A 17,975-nucleotide genomic window follows, 5' to 3' on the forward strand; every position below is an offset into this window, starting at 1 on the left:
TTTCCCACGCCCATATTTCGCACACCCGTGCGAGAAAGGAAAAGCACCATGCTCGCCCTCCTCACCTTCGTCGCCGCCTATGGCGGCTGGCGCGCCCTCCGCGCCGTCGTGGAACAGCTGCGGCGCCTGCCGCGCAGCAACAACGACTTCATCTTCTTCTGAAGGACCGCACCATGGACAGCTCCAGCAGCAGCGCCGTGCAGGCCACGGCCGGCTACTACCAGGCGAGCGTCGGCCTGCGCTTCTTCCGCTTCGCGCTCGGCACCTCGCAGAAGCTCTGGCCCGCGCTCGCGACGCGGGCGGCGGTGCGCCTGTTCTGCACGCCCTTGCCGCCGAAGTGGCTGCAACGGCGGGCGGCGTGGGCCGCGGACTGGAAGGTCGCGCAATGGCCCTTCGAGGACGCGCAGCTCACCGTCTATACGCAAGCCGCGCAGCCGCACGGGCCGGTCGCCCTGCTGGTGCACGGCTGGGGCGGCCACGCGCGCCAGCTGCTGCCGCTGGCCGAATCGCTCGCGCAGCACGGCCTGCGGCCCGTGCTGCTGGAGATGCCCGCGCACGGACGCAGCGCCGGCAGCACCAGCAACCTGCCGCAGTTCGCCCGCGCGATCGACTACGCCGTGGGCCGCCTGCAGCAGGAGGGCCACGAGATCGGCCTGCTCGCCGCGCACTCGCTCGGCGCGAACGCCGCCGCCTATGCGGCGAGCCGCGGCATCGGCATCGGCAAGCTCGTGCTGCTGGCGCCGCCCGCGTCCCCGCGCAACTACACGCGCTATTTCGCGCAGGTCTTCGGCCTCAGCGAGACGACGCGCGCGGCGATGCAGAAGCACATCGAGGCGCGCGAAGGCGTGCTGATGCAGCACTTCGAGCCGCGTGCCGTGGCGCCCCGCATCCGCGTGCCCACGCTCGTGGTGCACGACCGCGGCGACGCCATCAATGCCTTCACCGACGGCCAGGCGTTCGCGCAGGCGATCCAGGGCGCGCAGCTGCTGCCCACCGAAGGCCTGGGCCACCGCAAGCTGCTGAAGGACCCCGCCGTCGTCGCGAAGGTGGTGCTCTTCGCGCGCTGAAGACGCACGCTGACGGCCGCCTTGCGCGGCATGGCCATTGCTCCTAGCATCGCTCCCCATTCAAGAGGAGAAGGAGAGAGCAATGGGCATGTTCGACTGGACGGAGAGGGACGCGAAAGTCCTGCAGCAAGGCGGCGTGATCGCCCCCGACGAGCGCCTGCCCTGGCCGCAGACCGCGGCCATGGGCGTGCAGCACGTGATCGCGATGTTCGGCGCCACGGTGCTGGCGCCCATCCTCATGGGCTTCGATCCCAACATCGCGATCCTGATGAGCGGCATCGGCACGCTGATCTTCTTCGTGATCACCGGCGGCAAGGTGCCCAGCTACCTCGGCTCGAGCTTCGCCTTCATCGGCGTCGTGATCGCGGCGACCGCATACGCGGGCAAGGGTCCCAACGGGAACATCGGCGTGGCGCTGGGCGGCATCATCGCCTGCGGCATCGTCTACGCGATCATCGGCGCGATCGTGCACGCGGTGGGCACCGGCTGGATCGAGCGCTTCATGCCGCCGGTGGTCACCGGCGCCGTCGTCGCGGTGATCGGCCTCAACCTGGCCGGCATCCCGATCAAGAACATGGCGGCCAACAACTTCGAGAGCTGGATGCAGGCCGTCACCTTCGTGTGCGTGGGCCTGGTCGCGGTGCTCACGCGCGGCATGGTGCAGCGGCTGCTGATCCTGGTCGGCCTCATCCTCGCCAGCATCATCTACGGCATCCTCACCAACGGGATGGGCCTGGGCAAGCCGGTCGACTTCAGTGGCATCGCCAACGCCGCGTGGTTCGGCGCACCGGGCTTCGCGGCACCGGTGTTCTCCGGCCCCGCCATGCTGCTGATCGCGCCGGTGGCGATCATCCTGGTGGCCGAGAACCTGGGCCACATCAAGGCGGTCACCGCCATGACGGGCCGCAACCTCGACCAGTACATGGGCCGTGCGTTCCTGGGCGACGGCGTGGCCACCGTGGTGAGCGGCATGGCCGGCGGCACGGGCGTCACCACCTATGCCGAGAACATCGGCGTGATGGCCGCGACCAAGATCTATTCGACGGCCGTGTTCCTGTTCGCGGCGCTGATCGCCGTGCTCCTGGGCTTCTCGCCGAAATTCGGCGCCGTGATCCAGGCGATTCCCCTGCCGGTGATGGGCGGCGTGAGCATCGTGGTGTTCGGCCTGATCGCCGTGGCCGGCGCCAAGATCTGGGTGGACAACCGCGTCGACTTCTCGCAGAACAAGAACCTGATCGTCGCGGCGATCACGCTGGTGCTGGGCACGGGCGACTTCACGCTCAAGTTCGGCGGTTTCGCGCTGGGCGGCATCGGTACCGCCACCTTCGGCGCGATCCTGCTGTGGGCACTGTTGAACCGCAGCAGCTCGCCGGGCGTGTCCGTGGCCGACGCGCCGAACGTGGAAACGCCCAGCCGCTAAGATCGCCACCATGCCTGCCATCTGGACCCGCCCCATTTCCGTCGAAGCGCTCACCACTTCGCACAAGGACACCGCGCCCGAGCATCTCGGCCTGGAGTTCCTGGAAGTCGGCGACGACTTCATCCGGGCGCGGATCCCGGTGGACAGGCGCACGAAGCAGCCGTTCGGCCTGCTGCACGGCGGCGTGAGCGTGGTGCTGGCGGAGACCCTCGGCTCCTGCGGCGCGATCTTCACCGCGCCGCCGGGCCACCGCGTGGTGGGACTCGACATCAACGCGAACCACATTCGCGGCGCGACCTCGGGCTGGGTCACCGGCAAGACGACGCCGGTGCACGTGGGGCGCAGCACGCAGGTGTGGGCGATCGAGATGCACGACGACCAGGGGCGGTTGACGTGCGTGTCGCGGCTCACGATGGCGGTTCTCGCGTCGTAGGCTGGGTTGCGCGGACGCGCACCCCAGCGATGCGCGGGGGAGCGCTGGGGTTCGCTTGCGCGAAACCCAGCCTACGACGCCGCCGCACGACAAGGTCAGCCGGCGCACGACAAGGTCAGCCGTCGCCGTTCCGCGCCAGCCGCTCGCTCTTCCAGTACACGTCGTCCCCGCCGTTCATGCGATTCAGCACGCGGGCCAGCACGAACATCAGGTCCGACAAGCGATTCAAGTACTGCCGGGGCACTTCGCGCAGCGTCTCCACCGCCCCCAGCGCCACCACCGCCCGTTCCGCGCGACGCGCCACCGTGCGGCACACGTGGGCCTGGGCCGCGGCACGGCTGCCCGCCGGCAGGATGAACTCCTGCAGCTTCGGCAGCTGCGCGTTGTAGCGCGCCAGCGCCTCGTCCAGTGCGAGCACGGCCTCCGGCTTCAGCAGCTCGAACCCCGGGATCGACAGCTCGCCGCCCAGGTTGAACAGCTGGTGCTGGATCTCCACCAGCAGCTCGCGCACGTCGTCGGCCATCTCCTCGCACAGCAGCACGCCGATGTGCGAGTTCAGTTCGTCGACGTCGCCCATGGCGTGCACCCGCAGGTGGTCCTTGGACACCCGCGTGTTGTCGCCCAGCCCCGTGGTGCCGTCGTCGCCGGTGCGCGTGGCGATCTGGGTCAGCCGCTTGCCCATTCGGTTTCTCCTTCGTCGCAGCCATTCTCCGCCATGCGCCTGACCGGTCCTACAGCAAGTCACGCCAGGGGAGGCTCGGCCGTTTCGCGCTGCCGGGTCACAGTGCGGGCAGGCCACCAGCCTTGCGGTGGCATCCGCACCGGAGATTCGCCATGTCACCTCTCGCACGCCTCCTCGCCACCGCCCTGTGCCTGGCAGCGGCCACGTCCGCCGTCCATGCACAGCAGCGGGTGAGCCCCAGCCCCAGCACTTCGGGCGCCGTCGCGCGCCCGGCGCCGGCCACGCCCAATCCCGCAGGCCTGCGCCCGGTGTTCCCCGCCGGCGTCAGCTCCGGCAGCGGCGCCGCCGTGGCGGCCGACCCGATCGCGGCGAACAACTCGCCGGTGCCCGCCGGGGCCCCGGGCACGATGACCCCCGGCACGGTCGTTGGCGGCGGCGGCGGCGTGCCGACGGAGCTGTTCCCGTCCGGCACCGTTCCCTCCACCGCCGTCCTGGGTGCAGGCCCCGTGGCCGGGCCGAGCCAGTACGGTGGCGCGGCCGGCGCCGGCACCAGCTTTTCCGCCGTCGACACCGCGCGGTCCTTCTACTTCGCCGATGCGAACCACGACGGCGAGTTGTCCCGCGGTGAAGCCCGCCGGCTGAGCATCGCGACCATGAGCTTCGAGGAGATGGACCGCAACTTCGACGGCGTGATCTCCCGCTTCGAGTACGACGACTCGCTGCGGTAAGCCCGCGCAGCGGCGCGGCGGCCGCGCGACTACACTGGGGCCTCCTCGGAGTCCCCCGCATGAACGCACCCGCCGCCCTCGCCCACCTCGTCCCCGAAGTCCAGCAGCGCGAAGTTCCCGCTGCCCTGATCGCGGCGCTCAAGGCGCGCTTCGGCGAGCGCTGTTCCACGGCGCTCGCGGTGCGAGAGCAGCATGGCCGCGACGAGTCTTCCTTCCAGGTGCCGCCGCCCGCCGCGGTGGTGTTCGCCGAAAGCACGCAGGACGTGGCGGACGCCGTGCGGCTCGCGAGCGAGCACGACACGCCGGTGATCCCCTTCGGCGTGGGCTCCTCGCTCGAAGGCCACCTGCTCGCCGTGCAGGGCGGCATCAGTATCGACGTGCAGCGCATGAACAAGGTGCTGGCGGTCAACCCCGAAGATCTCACCGTCACCGTGCAGCCCGGCGTGACGCGCAAGCAGCTGAACGACGAGATCAAGAGCACGGGCCTGTTCTTCCCGATCGATCCCGGTGCCGACGCGTCCCTGGGCGGCATGAGCGCCACGCGCGCCTCGGGCACGAACGCCGTGCGCTACGGCACGATGCGCGAGAACGTGCTGGCCCTGGAAGTGGTGACCGCGAGCGGCGAAGTGATCCGCACCGGCACCCGCGCGAAGAAGTCGTCGGCGGGCTACGACCTCACCCGCCTGTTCGTGGGCAGCGAAGGCACGCTGGGCGTGATCACCGAAGTCACGCTGCGCCTGTACCCCATTCCCGAAGCCATCTCCGCGGCGATCTGCTCCTTCCCGAGCATCGAGGCGGCGGTGCGCACCACCATCCAGATGATCCAGCTCGGGGTGCCGATCGCGCGCGTGGAACTGATCGACGTGAACTCCGTGCGCATGGTCAACGCGCACAGCAAGCTGGGGCTGCGCGAGGAGCCGATGCTGCTGATGGAGTTCCACGGCTCGCCCGCCGGCGTGAAGGAGCAGGCCGAGGTGGTGCAGGAGATCGCGTCCGAGCACGGCGGCAAGGCCTTCGAATGGGCGGCGACGCCCGAGGAGCGCACGCGCCTGTGGACGGCGCGGCACAACGCCTACTTCGCCGCGGTGCAGTCGCGCCCCGGTTGCCGCGCCATCTCCACCGACACCTGCGTGCCGATCTCGCGCCTGGCCGACTGCCTGCTGGACTCGGTGGCGGAAGCCGATGCGAGCGGCATCCCCTATTTCCTCGTCGGCCACGTCGGCGACGGCAACTTCCACTTCGGCTACCTGCTGGATCCGGACGATCCGAAGGAACGCCAGGTGGCGGAAGAACTGAACGACAAGCTCGTGCACCGCGCGCTGTCGCTGGGCGGCACCTGCACCGGCGAGCACGGCGTGGGCCTGCACAAGATGGGCTTCCTCGTCGACGAAGCCGGCGCCGGCGCGGTGGACATGATGCGGACGATCAAGCGCGCGCTCGATCCGAAGAACATCATGAACCCCGGCAAGATCTTCAGCCTGGGCTGATCGGGCCCGCGTCCGGCCGCGGGCTCACTGCGGCTTGGGCGTGACTTCGGGCTGCACGGCGGCCTGGGGCTGCACCGCTGCCTGCGGTGGCACCGCGGCTTGCTGCGGCTCGGCCGGCAATGCGACCGCCGGTGCGCCACCGAGCGCGGTGATCTTCCATTCCTCGTTGACGTTGCGGAAGCCGATCGCCACGACGCGGTTGTCGACGTCGGCGACCAGGCCTTCCTTCTCGTAGTCGTCGCCCCACTGCACCTTGAGCGAACGCACCGAGGCCGCGACGCGGCGCAGGTCTTCGTCCGTCATCTGGTCGACCTTCGCCTTCCAGCGCGACTCGGCCTCGCCGCCCAGGCACTGGAGTGCCGCGGTGCGGTCGCCGGTCATGAGGGCGCCGAGGAAGGACTGCCAGGTCTTCTCCACCGTCTGCAGGCGCGGGTCGGGCGTGCGGCTGAGCGGCTCCAGCGTGTCGCGCAGGAAGGCGTCGGTGCAGAGATGCAGGGGCAGGCTCGCTTCGCCGCGGCGGCTCGCGCGCACCTTGGCGGCCAGCAGGCGCTCGTATTCGGCGAGGACCGGGCCGTGCCGGCGGATCCACGCAGCGTAGACGGCGTCGCTCTTCTGGGCGAAGCCGGGCGCGTCGTAGCGGCAGCGGTTGAACTGGGCGGAGAGCTCCAGGATGTCGCGCTTGCGCTTGCTGGGCTTGACGAAGGGCTCGTCGGAAGGCGTGTTGCTGGGCACCACGGCCGCGGCCGCGGGAACCGTGACGAGCCGCTCGCGCACCGGCGGCCTGGCGGGGGGCGCGGCGGGCGCGGTGGCGGTGGCGGGCGGTGCGGCGTCCGCAGCCGGCGCTTTCACCGGCGCAGCGGTGCGCTGGGGCGCGGGGTCCGGCGTCGCCAGCTCGGCGAGCGGGCAAGGCGAAGGCTGGAACGTGATGCTGCCGTCCGGCTGCGCGCAGCGGAAAGTCTCCGCCTGGGTCGTTCCCAGGCCTCCCAAGGTGATCAGGGCGAACAGCAGTGCCCTGTCGCGGCTTCTCATCGGATCACTCCGTCCACGAACATGAAGCTCATCCTAGCGGCGGGGGCCGCGGCCTGTCTCCCACCAAAGGTAATCGTATACGATATGCGGCATATGCTGCCTTGGGAGCCCTCCACCGAGCCCGACCCGGCCCTGGCCGCCGCGGTCCGCTCCACCTCGCTCGGAAAACTCGTGCGCGATGACGTGCTGGGCATGATCCTGCGCGGCGAGATCCGGGCGGGCGAGCGCATCAACGAGCCCGACGTCGCGTCCCGCCTCGGCGTCTCCCGCGTCCCCGTGCGCGAGGCGCTGCGCGAGCTGGAGAGCTCCGGCCTGGTGGAAGCGCGCAAGCATTCCGGCGTGTTCGTGCGCAAGCTCGGCGCCGCGGAAGTGCGCGACCTGTACGAGCTGCGCGCCCTGCTCGACGGCTTCGCCGGGCGCCGCGCGGCGGAGCTCCCGGGGCCGGCGCGGGAGCCCCTGGCGGACGCCCTCGACGCCTCCGTCGGTCGGATGCAGGACGCCGCCCGTTCCGACAACGTGAGCGCCTACTACAGCGAGAACCTGCGATTCCATTGGCTGATGGTCGAAGCGGCGGGCAACGCCGCCCTCGCCGAGAGCTACCGCCACCTCACGCAGAAGCTGCATCTGTCGCGCCTGACCAACCTTTCGCGCGGTCTCGGCATGCAGGCTTCCGTCGCCGACCACCGCGCCATCGCGGCCGCCCTGCGCGCCGGCGACGCCCGTCGCTGCGAGCAACTGGTGGCCGACCACGTCCAGCGCGCGCACGAGCGCCTGGCCGCCCACGAAGATTCCCAGCAAGGATAGCCATGGCCCGCAACACCCAGGTTCCCGCCGACCACGACGCCCCGCCCATCACGAAGATCCTGGCCGAGTACGTTTCCGGCTTCGCCTCGCGCGGCTGGAACGACGCGGTGGACCACGAAGCGCATCGCACCTTCCTCAACTGGCTGGGCTGCGCCGTCGGCGCGTCGCGGCACGAAGCGGCGGACGCGGCACTGGCCGCCGTCGCCGAACTGCAGCCCGCGCCGCAGGCGACGGTCGCCGGCCGCAGCGGGAAGGTGGACATGGCGAGCGCCGCGCTCGTCAACGGCATCACCTCGCACACCTTCGATTTCGACGACACGCACCTGAAGACGATCATCCATCCCGCGGGACCGGTGGCGTCCGCCCTGCTCGCGCTGGCGGAGCACAAGGGCATGAGCGGGCGCGAGGTGGTCGACGCGCTGGTGCTCGGCATCGACGTCGCCTGCCGCCTCGGCAACCTCGTGTACCCCGAGCACTACGACCGGGGCTGGCACATCACCGGCACCACGGGCATGCTGGGTGCCGCCGCCGGCTGCGCGCGCCTGCTGAAGCTGGATGCGCAGCAGACGCAGATGGCGCTGGGCATCGCGGCGTCGCAGCCGGTCGGCCTGCGCGAGCAGTTCGGCACGATGACCAAGCCGTTCCATCCGGGCGCGGCGGCGCGCGCGGGGTTGATGTCCGCGCTGCTCGCGGCGAAAGGCTTCACCTCCAGCCCGCGTGCGCTGGAAGCGCCGCGCGGCTGGGCGCAGGTGGTGTCGACGAAGGCGGCATGGAACGAGGCGACCGACGAACTGGGGCAGCGCTTCGAGATCTCCTTCAACAGCTACAAACCGTTCGCGTGCGGCATCGTGATCCATCCCAGCATCGACGCCTGCGTGCAGCTGCGCGAACAGGGCGTGCGGGCGGAAGAAGTGGAACGCATCGAGCTGCGCGTGCACTCGCTGGTGCTGGAGCTCACGGGCAAGAAGGAGCCGGCCGATGGCCTGCAAGGCAAGTTCAGCGTGTACCACGGCTGCGCCGCGGGACTGGTGTTCGGTCGCGCGGGCGAGGACGAGTACCACGACGACATCGTGAACCGGCCCGACATGGTGGAACTGCGCCGCAAGGTGGTGGCCACGGTGGACAACGGGATCGACGAGGCCAGCGCCGATGTCACCGCCTGCCTGAAGGACGGACGCAAGGTGCACGTGTTCGTGGAACACGCGATCGGTTCGCTGCAGAAGCCGATGACGGACGCCATGCTGGAAGCGAAGTTCGCGCAGCTGGCGGAGCCGGTGTTGGGGGCAGGGAAGACGCGGCAGCTGATCGCGGCGTGCTGGGGGTTGGGAAATGCCGCGGATGTGCGGGAGCTGGTGGCACTGGCCAGACCGTGAGTTGCACGGCGGCCCCGGTGCCAGCTAGCGCCGGAGCCTTGTAGGGTGGCGCGCCGAGAGGCGCGGACGGTGAGCGCCAGCGACCCCCACCGCGCCGGCGTCAGCCGGCGAGCTTCTCCAACAACGTGGCCAAGGCATCCACCGATCCCTTGTCCTCGTACAACGCATCCCTCCCGGCCGCGATCTTCGCCTTCACCTTCGCGCGCAGTTCCGCGTCTTCGCAGAGCTGCTGGACCTTCTCCGCATACGCTTCATGCGAGTTCGCGACCCACGCCTGCAGCCCCAGGCTGCGCAGGATGGCGCTCGCGAAGCGCCCGCGCATGAAGCGCCCTTCCCACGCCACGATGGGCGTGCCGCACTCCACCGCCTGCATCGCGGTGTTGAAGCCCGAGAAGCCCACCGTATCGAGAAACACCTCCGCGCGCTGCAGCAGCGCGAAGAAGGCGGGCTGCGGCTGCCAGGGCAGGAAGCGCACGCTGGCGTCGTAGTCCACGCCGGCCGATGCGAAGGCATCGCGCAAGCGTTGCTGCAGCCGCCGCGCATGCGCGTCGTTGCCGCTGAAGAAGACCAGCTTGCAAGGCGCGCAGCGGCGCGCGATGTCGACCCACAAGGCGTCGTCGCGCGGTCCGTACTTGAAGGCGACGCCAGGCGCGACCAGGAGCCGGTCCGAAGGCGCGATGTTCCACGCCGAGAGGTCGGGCGCCTGCGGCTTGGTCCCGTAAGGCCGGTACGCGCAGCCGAGCCGCGGCAGCGCATGCAAGCGCTCGGTGTAATGCTGCTGCGCGCCTTCGGGCTCGAACGCTTCGGCACTGAGGTAGCCATCGATCGTGGGCAGGCCCGTCGTGAGCGGATGCCCCCAGCCCGCGAGCTGCACGCGCGCCAGGCGCAGTGACGCGAGCCGCACCGTGGTCGCGTCCATGCCGATCTCCGGATAGATCACGACGTCGCACTGCGTGTCGCTCACGGCCTTCGCCCAGGCCGTCCAGTCGCCCAGGCCTTGCACGACGCGTTCGACGTGGCCCGCGGCCCAGCGCGTCTCCGCATCCTGCACCCCACCGGTGTGGAACAGGTGCAGCTCGAAGCGCGCGGGGTCCAGGTGCGCGACCCAGCCGCGCAGCACCGCGTCCCACACGGAGTGGCGCTGGATGTGCCCGGAGACGATGCCCACGCGCAGCTTCGCGCCCGCACGGCGCACGGCCGGCTTCGGCACCTTCACCTTGCGGGCCCAGCCTTCCATCAGCTCCACGCACAGGCTGCCGTATTCATGCAACGCCTCGGCGTGGTTCTCCTCCACGTAGGCGAGGAAGAAAGGCTGCTGCGCGCCGACGGCCTGCCAGGCGTCGCCCTTGGCGTGCGTGCGGCACCACGCGCGCAGCTTGCGCACCTGTTCGCCGAAAGCGAGCACGCCTTGCTGCTGCTCCTCCACGGTCATGGGGATCGCCGGCAATTGCGCCATGGCCAGGCCCCAGCGCGCACGCTCGTGGTGGCTGTCGATGCGCACCGCTGCTTCGTACGCCGCACGCGCAGCCTGCGCATCGCCCTGCCCCATGAGCGCGTTGCCCAGCCAGTACTGCGCCTCGGCGTCGCGCGGCTGCTGCGCGAGGTAGGTGCGCAGCAGCGTGGCGGCCGCGGGCCAGTCCTTCGCGTCGATGCGCAGCATCGCGAGGTTGTAGGCGGCTTCCGAGAGCTGCGGCATCAGTTCGAGCGCCCGCTCGAAGCTGCGCGCGGCCTCGTCGCGCCGGCCGAGGTCCTTGCGCAACGCGCCGAGGTTGGCGTGCGCGAGCGCATCGCGCGGGTCCGCGGCGATCGCGTGTTCCAGCTCGCGCTCGCCGGCCTGCAACTGGCCGCGCTGCAGCAGGATCGCGGCGAGTTCGCGGTGCGCGACACCGAGCCGGCGCCCGTTGCCGCGTGCGCGCGAGAGATGGTGCGCCGCCGTCTCGACCTGCCCTTCCGCCAATGCGAGCAAGGCGACGTCGGCGAGGATCGTCGCGTCGTTGCCGTCGCGCAGCAGCGCCGCCTGCAAGGCTTCGCTCGCGGGCTTGCGCCGGCCGGCCATGCTGTGGGCGCGCGCGATCGCGAGCCAGGCCTGCGCATCGCGCGGATTGGTGGCGAGCACGCGTTCGGCGATCGCCGCGGCGTCCTTGCCGCGGCCGCGGTCGGCGAGCAGGAAGGCCTGCGTCAGCAGCGCATCGCGATCGTTCGCCGCGGACGCGAGCCGCTCGTTCGCGGCGCGCTCCGCCTGCTCCGTGTCGCCGGCGTGGTACAGCGCGAGCGGGCCCGCGGCATCCTCGCCGCGCCAGAACGAGAACAGCTTCGCGAGCATCGCCGCTTCGTCAGCCGCGCAGGCGGTCGATGAGACCGTTCAATTCGTCGAGGGAGCCGAACTGGATGGAGACCTCGCCCAGGTCCTCGACGCGCCCGTGCCGCTTCACGCGCTTCTTCACGCGCACTTCCACTTCCGCGGTGAGCAGGTCCGAGAGTTCCTCCTCGATGCGGCGCAGGTCGCGCGACTTCTCCTTCTTCGGCTTGGGCGAGACCAGCGAGAACTCCGCGCCGATCTTCTTCACCAGGCTTTCGGCCTCGCGCACCGAGAGCTTCTTCTGCGCGATCTGGTTCGCGGCCGTGATCTGCGCGGCGCGCTCCAGCGAGAGCAGCGCGCGGGCATGGCCCATGTCGATATCGCCGGCCATGAGCATGGTCTGCACCGGGTCGGCCAGGTTCAGCAGCCGCAGCAGGTTCGACGCGGCACTGCGCGAGCGGCCGACGGCCTGCGCCGCCTGTTCGTGCGTGAGACCGAAGTCCTTGATCAGGCGCTGCAGGCCTTGCGCCTCTTCCAGCGGGTTGAGGTCTTCGCGCTGGATGTTCTCGATCAGCGCCATCGCCGCGGCGGCTTCGTTGGGCACGTCGCGCACCAGCACCGGCACGCTGTCCAGGCCGGCGAGCTTCGCGGCGCGGAAGCGGCGTTCGCCGGCGATGATCTCGTACTTGCCCGCGTTCTCGCCGTCGTGCAGCTTGCGCACGAGGATGGGCTGCATGATGCCCTGCGCCTTGATCGACTCGGCCAGCTCGTAGAGCGCGCCTTCGTCCATGCGCGTGCGCGGCTGGTACATGCCGGGCACCATGTCGCCGAGCATCAGCGACGCCGGCTGGCCCGCGTTCGCGCCCGTCGTGTCGACGCTGCCGCCGGGGGCGGGGTCCGCGACCTTCGGACCCAGAAGCGCTTCGAGGCCGCGGCCGAGGCCCTTGGGTTTCATCTTTGCCATGTCAGCCTCCGCCGAGCCGCCTCGAGGAGGCTGAAGCCCCCTCGGGGGGCAGCGAACGTAAGTGAGCGTGGGGGCACATGTTCTCTTCAGTCTTTCATCAGGTCCTGCAGCAGGACGTGGCCTTCGGGCCAGCTGGCCAGGCCGGAATCGGCGTTGATGTGGCCGCAGTCGCCGTAGTCCATGAACTGCGCGTTCCAGGCGTGCGCGAAGAGACGCGCGCGCTCGAAGGCGCAGTAGGGATCGTTGCGGCTCGCGAGCAGCACGGACGGGAAAGGCAAGGCCTGCAGCGCGATCGGCGTCCACGAGGGAATCTGTTCGCGGATCTCGGGCCGCTCCACGTCGCCGGGCGCCACGAGCAGCGCCGCCTTCACGCGGTGCGTGTTCTGCGAATGCGACGCCCACGCGGCAACGAGGATGCAGCCCAGGCTGTGCGCGACCAGGACCGCAGGCTCGTCGCAGGAGAGCACGACGTCCTCGAGCCGCGCGACCCAGTCGCCGCGCAGCGGCTTCATCCAGTCGTGCTGTTCCACGCGCCGGTAGCCGTGGCGCTGCTCCCAGAGGGACTGCCAGTGTCTAGTTCCGCTGCCCTCCCACCCCGGGAGGACGAGCACGTTGCCTGGTTTCACTGCTCTCTTTTGTGTAGCAAGCCGGACAGGCTGACGGGCTGCTGCGCAGCGGCGGCGGCCGGATGGCGCATGGTGCCGAGCCGCTCGACCATCTCGTTGGCGAATTCCACGAAGGACTGGCTGCCGCGCGCCGACGGATCGAAGGCCACGCCGGGCAAGCCGTAGCTGGGCGCCTCCGCAAGGCGCACGTTGCGCGGGATCACCGTGTTGAACACCTTGTCGCCGAAGTGCGCCTTGAGCTGGTCGCTCACCTGCTGCTGCAGCGTGATGCGCGGGTCGAACATGACGCGCAGCAGGCCGATGATCTCGAGGTCCTTGTTCAGGTTGGCGTGCACCTGCTTGATGGTGTTCACCAGGTCCGACAGGCCTTCCAGCGCGAAGTACTCGCACTGCATCGGCACGATCACGCCGTGCGCCGCGCACAGGCCGTTGAGCGTGAGCAGCGACAGCGCGGGCGGGCAGTCGATCAGGATGAAGTCGTACTCGTCGCGCACCGCGGCGAGCGCGTCCTTCAGGCGCGTCTCGCGCCGCTCCACTTCCACCAGTTCGACTTCCGCGCCCGCGAGGTCGCGGTTCGCGCCGAGGATGTCGTAGCTGCATCCGGCTTCGGCCAGGCGCTCGCTCTTCGTGCGCGCTTCGGCCACCGTCGCCGATTCGAGCAGCACGTCGTAGACCGTGTGCGCGAGCTGGCGCTTGTCGACGCCAGAGCCCATGGTCGCATTGCCCTGCGGATCGAGGTCGACCATCAGCACGCGCTGCCCCACCTTGGCCAGGCCGGCGGCGAGGTTCACCGTCGTCGTCGTCTTGCCAACCCCGCCCTTCTGGTTGGCGACGCAAAAGATCTTTGCCATCAGTGTCCGCCCGGCCGCCCGAAGGACACTGATCGCCCCTTCGGGGGGCAGAGCGCGAAGCGAACGTGGGGGTTCATATTTATTTGGAGACCGCGAGCTTGACGCCGAAGCCGATGAGACACACGCCCGCTGCCTTCTCCAGCACGCGCCCGATCACCGGGTTCGCGCGCATGCGCTCCGCCAGGAAGTGAGTGAGGAGGGTGGCGCCCAGGCCGTAGAGGAAAGTGAGGACGGCGACGGTCGCGGCCATCACGCCGAAGGTGAGCAGGCCCTGGTGGCGGGCGGGGTCGACGAAGAGCGGGAAGAAGGCCATGTAGAACACGATGGCCTTGGGATTCAGGAGCGTGATGACCGCCGCCTGCTTGAAGTAGTGGCGCGGCTGGATGTTCAGGATGGGCTGCGCGCCCGGCTTGGCCAGCAGCATCTTGATGCCGAGCCAGGCAAGGTAGGCGGCGCCCAGCCACTGCACGGCGTGGAAGGCGGCGGGGTAGGCGACCAGCAGGGTGGCGACGCCGGCCACCGCGGCCCACATCAGGACCTGGTCGCCGGCGATCACGCCGAAGGTGGCGGCCAGTCCGCCGCGGATGCCACCCTTGCTGGTGGAGGTGATCAGCGCCAGGTTGCCGGGGCCGGGGATCGCCAGAAAGATCAGGATCGCGGCGACGAACGCCCCGTAATCAGCAACGCCAAGCATCGGGCCCCTCCAGGTGAAGGCTGAGTTTAACTGCGGGGTGCGGCGCCGCCGCCGTTCGTCTTCCGGCGCAGCCAGACGATGCAGCGTTCCGCCGACAGTTCCGGGACGCTCAGCTGTTCCACGTGGAACACTTCAGCTGCCGGCGGCAGCTCGGCGATCTCCTGTTCCGGGTGCTTGCCTTTCATGGCGAGCCAGGCGCCCTGCTCCGCGAGCGCACCGCCGGACCAGCTGACGAAGTCCGGCAAGGACGCGAACGCCCGGGAGCTGATCACGTCGTACGGCCCCTGGAGGTTCTCGACGCGGTCATGGACGCCGCGCAGGTTGGAGAGCTGGAGCTGGGCGGCGGCCTGCTGGACGAAGGCGGCCTTCTTGCCGACGGCGTCCACGCAGTCGACCTGGATCTCGGGGCAGCAGATTGCGAACACCACGCCCGGCAGGCCGGCACCCGAACCGACGTCCAGCAGCCGGACGGCATGGCCGCAGGTGTGCCGGCGCAGGGGACCGACTGCGGCCAGGCTGTCGAAAAGGTGCTGCACCAGCATCTCCTGGTCGCGCACGGCGGTCAGGTTGTAGACCTTGTTCCACTTGGCGATCAGGGCCAGGTAGGCGAGGAGTTGCTCGCGCTGCTTGTCGGACAGAGCCAGCCCGAGCTGTTCCGCCGCCCCGTTCAGTCGCTCCATGCTCATGGCTTTTCCCCCTCTCCCTCTGGGGGAGGGTTGGGGTGGGGGCGCTCCGCCGCCCCCATCTCCAGCTTGCCCCATCGAGCGCCCGAACGCCCCCACCCCTGCCCTCCCCCGGAGGGGGAGGGAGAAAGACAAGCCGTCATGCCGCCGCCTGCCCCTGCTGGTTCGCCGCTTCCGTGAAGCCCTTGAACTTGTTCTTCTTGAGGTGCACCAGCAGCAGGGAGATGGCCGCCGGGGTCACGCCCGAAATGCGGGACGCCAGGCCCAGCGTTTCCGGGCGGTGCTTGCTCAGCTTCTGCCGGACTTCGATGCTCAGCGCCGCGACCTGCATGTAGTCCAGCTCGGCCGGGAGCTTCAGGTTCTCGTAGTACGCCGCGCGCTCGACCTCGTCCTTCTGGCGCTCGATGTAGCCGGCGTACTTGGCGCCGATCTCGATCTGCTCCACCACCGGCGCGTACAGATCGCCGAGCGTTTCACGTGAAACAGAGGTGCCGCGCCACTTGCCGCCTTCCAGCGACATCAGGGATTCATACGCGACGTCCGGCCGACGGAGCAGGTCTCCGAGGTTGTACTCACGCTCGATGGTCGTCCCCAACACCCGCTGGGTTTCGGCCGCCGAGACGATCCGCGGATTCACCCACGTCGCCTTCAGCCGCTCTGTTTCACGTGAAACAGCATCGCGCTTGCGGCAGAACGCGTCCCACTGCGCATCCCCGACCAGCCCCATGCGCCGGCCTTCTTCGGTCAGGCGCAGGTCGGCGTTGTCCTCCCGCAGCTGGAGCCGGAACTCGGCACGGCTGGTGAACATCCGGTACGGCTCGGTCACGCCCTTGGTGATCAGGTCATCCACCAGAACGCCGAGGTAGGCCTGGTCACGGCTGGGCAGCCAGGCGTCCTCGCCCTTCACCTGCAGCGCGGCATTGACGCCGGCGAACAGGCCCTGGGCCGCCGCCTCCTCGTAGCCCGTCGTCCCATTGATCTGCCCGGCGAAGAACAGCCCGGCGATCGCACGGGTCTCGAACGAGGACTTCAGCCCGCGGGGATCGAAATAGTCGTACTCGATCGCGTAGCCCGGCCGCAGGATGTGCGCGTTCTCCAGGCCGGGCAGCGTGCGGACCAGCCCCAGCTGCACGTCGAACGGCAGGCTGGTGGAGATCCCGTTCGGATAGAACTCGTTGGTGGTCAGCCCTTCCGGCTCCAGGAAGACCTGGTGGCTGTCCTTGTCCTTGAACCGGTTGATCTTGTCTTCCACGCTCGGGCAGTAGCGCGGGCCCACGCCCTCGATCCGACCCGTGAACATGGGGCTGCGGTCGAAGCCGGAGCGGATGATCTCGTGCGTCCGCTCGTTGGTGTGCGTGATCCAGCAAGGCACCTGCCGCGGGTGCATGGACGCATGGCCCATGAAGCTGAACACCGGCACCGGGTCCAGGTCGCCCGGCTGCTCCTCCGTCTTGCTGAAGTCGATGGTGCGGCCGTCGATGCGGGGCGGCGTTCCCGTCTTCAGCCGGCCCTGCGGCAGCTTCAGCTCCTTGAGGCGGGCGGACAGCGACTGCGCCGGCGGATCGCCCGCGCGTCCAGCGGCATAGTTCTGCAGGCCGACGTGGATCTTCCCGTCCAGGAAGGTGCCGGCCGTCAGCACGACGGCACGCGACCGAAAGCGGATCCCGATCTGCGTCACGGCGCCGACCACCCGGTCGCCCTCGACCATCAGGTCATCCACCGCCTGCTGGAACAGCGTGAGGTTGGCCTGGTTCTCCAGCCGCCGGCGGATCGCCGCCTTGTAGAGGATGCGGTCCGCCTGCGCCCGCGTGGCGCGCACGGCCGGGCCCTTGCTGGAATTGAGGATGCGGAACTGGATCCCCGCTTCGTCGGTGGCGATGGCCATCGCACCGCCGAGCGCGTCCACCTCCTTCACCAGGTGGCCCTTGCCGATTCCGCCAATGGACGGGTTGCAGGACATCTGCCCCAGCGTCTCGATGTTGTGGGTGAGGAGCAGGGTCTTGCAGCCCATGCGCGCGGAGGCGAGGGCTGCTTCGGTGCCGGCGTGGCCGCCGCCAACGACGATGACGTCGAATTCTTCGGGGTAAAGCATCGGGGTGGGCGCCGATCCGGGCGCGGGGGGCCAAGCATTGGCCGGTGGCTGGGAGGGGGAGATTTTACGAGGTGGAAGCAAAGGCTGCCGGCCATGCTTCAATGCGCCCCATGAAAATCCTTGTCTTCGCCGGCAGCACCCGCCAGGGCTCGTACAACCGCAAGCTCGCGCGCGAGGTCGCGGCGATGGCGCGCGAGCGCGGCGCCGACGTGACGCACCTGGAGCTGGGCGACTACGACATCCCGATGTACAACGCCGACCTCGAAGCGCAGGGCACGCCGGCGGACGTGATGAAGCTCAAGCAGCTGTTCCACGAGCACCCGGCCTGGATCGTCTGCACCCCCGAGTACAACGCCAGCTACCCCGCGCTGGTGAAGAACACGCTGGACTGGCTCTCCAGCCCGGTGAAGGGCGACCCGGTCTGGAACGACGACTTCCGCTTCTCGCGCGGCAAGGTGGTGGGCGTGCTCAGCGCCTCGCCGGGCGCGCTGGGTGGCATCCGGTCGCAGAGCCACCTGGTTCCGCTGCTGCTGAACCTGCACTGCTGGGTCGCGCCGACGACGTTCGCCGTAAGCCGCGCGGGAAGCGCCTTCGACGCGGAAGGACACCTCACGGACGAAGCGTCGCGCAGGCGGGCGGGGGCCGTCGTCGAGCAGGTTCTCTGGGCGGCCAGCCGCCTGCACACGAGCTAGACTGAAAGTACTCTCTCGCACCACGGACTGTTCGGAAATGTAACGGGAACG

Annotated in this window: 17 protein-coding genes; 8 read left to right on the top strand and 9 right to left on the bottom strand. The window is 69.7% G+C overall.

Features of this window, described 5'->3' with window-relative positions:
* Nucleotides 1–173: 173 nt before the first annotated feature.
* The 3 genes from H8N03_RS06295 to H8N03_RS06305 all read left to right on the top strand — a co-directional run bounded on the left by H8N03_RS06295 (nucleotide 174) and on the right by H8N03_RS06305 (nucleotide 2,920).
* A complete protein-coding gene (locus tag H8N03_RS06295; protein WP_187075309.1) occupies nucleotides 174–1,067 on the top strand; it encodes an alpha/beta fold hydrolase in 894 nt (297 codons plus the stop codon).
* Nucleotides 1,068–1,149: 82 nt separating this feature from the next.
* Nucleotides 1,150–2,487 carry a solute carrier family 23 protein gene (locus H8N03_RS06300; protein WP_187075310.1) on the top strand — a complete coding sequence of 446 codons (1,338 nt, stop codon included), beginning with the start codon at nucleotides 1,150–1,152 and terminating at the stop codon, nucleotides 2,485–2,487.
* A gap of 10 nt (nucleotides 2,488–2,497) precedes the next feature.
* On the top strand, nucleotides 2,498–2,920 hold the full coding sequence (locus tag H8N03_RS06305) for a hotdog fold thioesterase (RefSeq protein ID WP_187075311.1): 423 nt from the start codon (nucleotides 2,498–2,500) through the stop codon (nucleotides 2,918–2,920).
* A gap of 115 nt (nucleotides 2,921–3,035) precedes the next feature.
* Here H8N03_RS06305 and H8N03_RS06310 read toward each other — a convergent pair whose 3' ends face one another.
* Entirely contained in the window at nucleotides 3,036–3,602 is a 567-nt protein-coding gene (locus tag H8N03_RS06310) for a cob(I)yrinic acid a,c-diamide adenosyltransferase (protein ID WP_187075312.1), read from the bottom strand.
* A gap of 152 nt (nucleotides 3,603–3,754) precedes the next feature.
* Here H8N03_RS06310 and H8N03_RS06315 point away from each other — a divergent pair, with 152 nt between their 5' ends.
* Both H8N03_RS06315 and H8N03_RS06320 read left to right on the top strand, forming a co-directional pair.
* Nucleotides 3,755–4,330 carry an EF-hand domain-containing protein gene (locus tag H8N03_RS06315; RefSeq protein ID WP_187075313.1) on the top strand — a complete coding sequence of 192 codons (576 nt, stop codon included), beginning with the start codon at nucleotides 3,755–3,757 and terminating at the stop codon, nucleotides 4,328–4,330.
* Between the two features lie 59 nt (nucleotides 4,331–4,389).
* Entirely contained in the window at nucleotides 4,390–5,817 is a 1,428-nt protein-coding gene (locus tag H8N03_RS06320) for an FAD-binding oxidoreductase (protein ID WP_187075314.1), read from the top strand.
* A gap of 24 nt (nucleotides 5,818–5,841) precedes the next feature.
* Here the strand turns inward: H8N03_RS06320 and H8N03_RS06325 are convergent, their stop codons facing one another.
* The gene (locus H8N03_RS06325; RefSeq protein ID WP_187075315.1) at nucleotides 5,842–6,846 is read right to left on the bottom strand and encodes a hypothetical protein; all 1,005 of its coding nucleotides are present in this window, start codon (nucleotides 6,844–6,846) and stop codon (nucleotides 5,842–5,844) included.
* Nucleotides 6,847–6,939: 93 nt separating this feature from the next.
* On the opposite strand from H8N03_RS06325, the gene H8N03_RS06330 reads away from it, so the two are divergent.
* Nucleotides 6,940–7,650: a GntR family transcriptional regulator gene (locus H8N03_RS06330; RefSeq protein ID WP_187075316.1), complete on the top strand. Its 711-nt coding sequence runs from the start codon at nucleotides 6,940–6,942 to the stop codon at nucleotides 7,648–7,650.
* Nucleotides 7,651–7,652: 2 nt separating this feature from the next.
* Nucleotides 7,653–9,023, top strand: a complete 1,371-nt coding sequence (locus H8N03_RS06335) for an MmgE/PrpD family protein (protein ID WP_187075317.1) — start codon at nucleotides 7,653–7,655, stop codon at nucleotides 9,021–9,023.
* A gap of 100 nt (nucleotides 9,024–9,123) precedes the next feature.
* Here the strand turns inward: H8N03_RS06335 and H8N03_RS06340 are convergent, their stop codons facing one another.
* The 7 genes from H8N03_RS06340 to mnmG all read right to left on the bottom strand — a co-directional run bounded on the left by H8N03_RS06340 (nucleotide 9,124) and on the right by mnmG (nucleotide 17,232).
* On the bottom strand, nucleotides 9,124–11,346 hold the full coding sequence (locus tag H8N03_RS06340; protein ID WP_187075318.1) for a tetratricopeptide repeat protein: 2,223 nt from the start codon (nucleotides 11,344–11,346) through the stop codon (nucleotides 9,124–9,126).
* A 10-nt stretch (nucleotides 11,347–11,356) separates the two neighbouring features.
* Nucleotides 11,357–12,286 carry a ParB/RepB/Spo0J family partition protein gene (locus tag H8N03_RS06345; protein WP_187075319.1) on the bottom strand — a complete coding sequence of 310 codons (930 nt, stop codon included), beginning with the start codon at nucleotides 12,284–12,286 and terminating at the stop codon, nucleotides 11,357–11,359.
* Nucleotides 12,287–12,372: 86 nt separating this feature from the next.
* The gene (locus tag H8N03_RS06350; RefSeq protein WP_187075320.1) at nucleotides 12,373–12,912 is read right to left on the bottom strand and encodes an RBBP9/YdeN family alpha/beta hydrolase; all 540 of its coding nucleotides are present in this window, start codon (nucleotides 12,910–12,912) and stop codon (nucleotides 12,373–12,375) included.
* Entirely contained in the window at nucleotides 12,909–13,763 is an 855-nt protein-coding gene (locus H8N03_RS06355; protein WP_187075321.1) for a ParA family protein, read from the bottom strand. The genes H8N03_RS06350 and H8N03_RS06355 overlap by 4 nt, the downstream gene beginning before the upstream one ends.
* Nucleotides 13,764–13,842: 79 nt before the next feature.
* Nucleotides 13,843–14,457: a LysE family transporter gene (locus tag H8N03_RS06360; RefSeq protein ID WP_187075322.1), complete on the bottom strand. Its 615-nt coding sequence runs from the start codon at nucleotides 14,455–14,457 to the stop codon at nucleotides 13,843–13,845.
* A gap of 26 nt (nucleotides 14,458–14,483) precedes the next feature.
* A complete protein-coding gene (gene rsmG, locus H8N03_RS06365; protein ID WP_187075323.1) occupies nucleotides 14,484–15,143 on the bottom strand; it encodes a 16S rRNA (guanine(527)-N(7))-methyltransferase RsmG in 660 nt (219 codons plus the stop codon).
* Nucleotides 15,144–15,279: 136 nt separating this feature from the next.
* The gene (gene mnmG / locus H8N03_RS06370) at nucleotides 15,280–17,232 is read right to left on the bottom strand and encodes a tRNA uridine-5-carboxymethylaminomethyl(34) synthesis enzyme MnmG (RefSeq protein ID WP_187075324.1); all 1,953 of its coding nucleotides are present in this window, start codon (nucleotides 17,230–17,232) and stop codon (nucleotides 15,280–15,282) included.
* A 110-nt stretch (nucleotides 17,233–17,342) separates the two neighbouring features.
* Between mnmG and H8N03_RS06375 the strand changes: the two genes are divergently transcribed.
* On the top strand, nucleotides 17,343–17,924 hold the full coding sequence (locus H8N03_RS06375; RefSeq protein ID WP_187075325.1) for an NADPH-dependent FMN reductase: 582 nt from the start codon (nucleotides 17,343–17,345) through the stop codon (nucleotides 17,922–17,924).
* Nucleotides 17,925–17,975 lie beyond the last annotated feature (51 nt).

The organism is Ramlibacter cellulosilyticus (assembly GCF_014297465.1).
Taxonomy (GTDB): domain Bacteria; phylum Pseudomonadota; class Gammaproteobacteria; order Burkholderiales; family Burkholderiaceae_C; genus Ramlibacter; species Ramlibacter cellulosilyticus.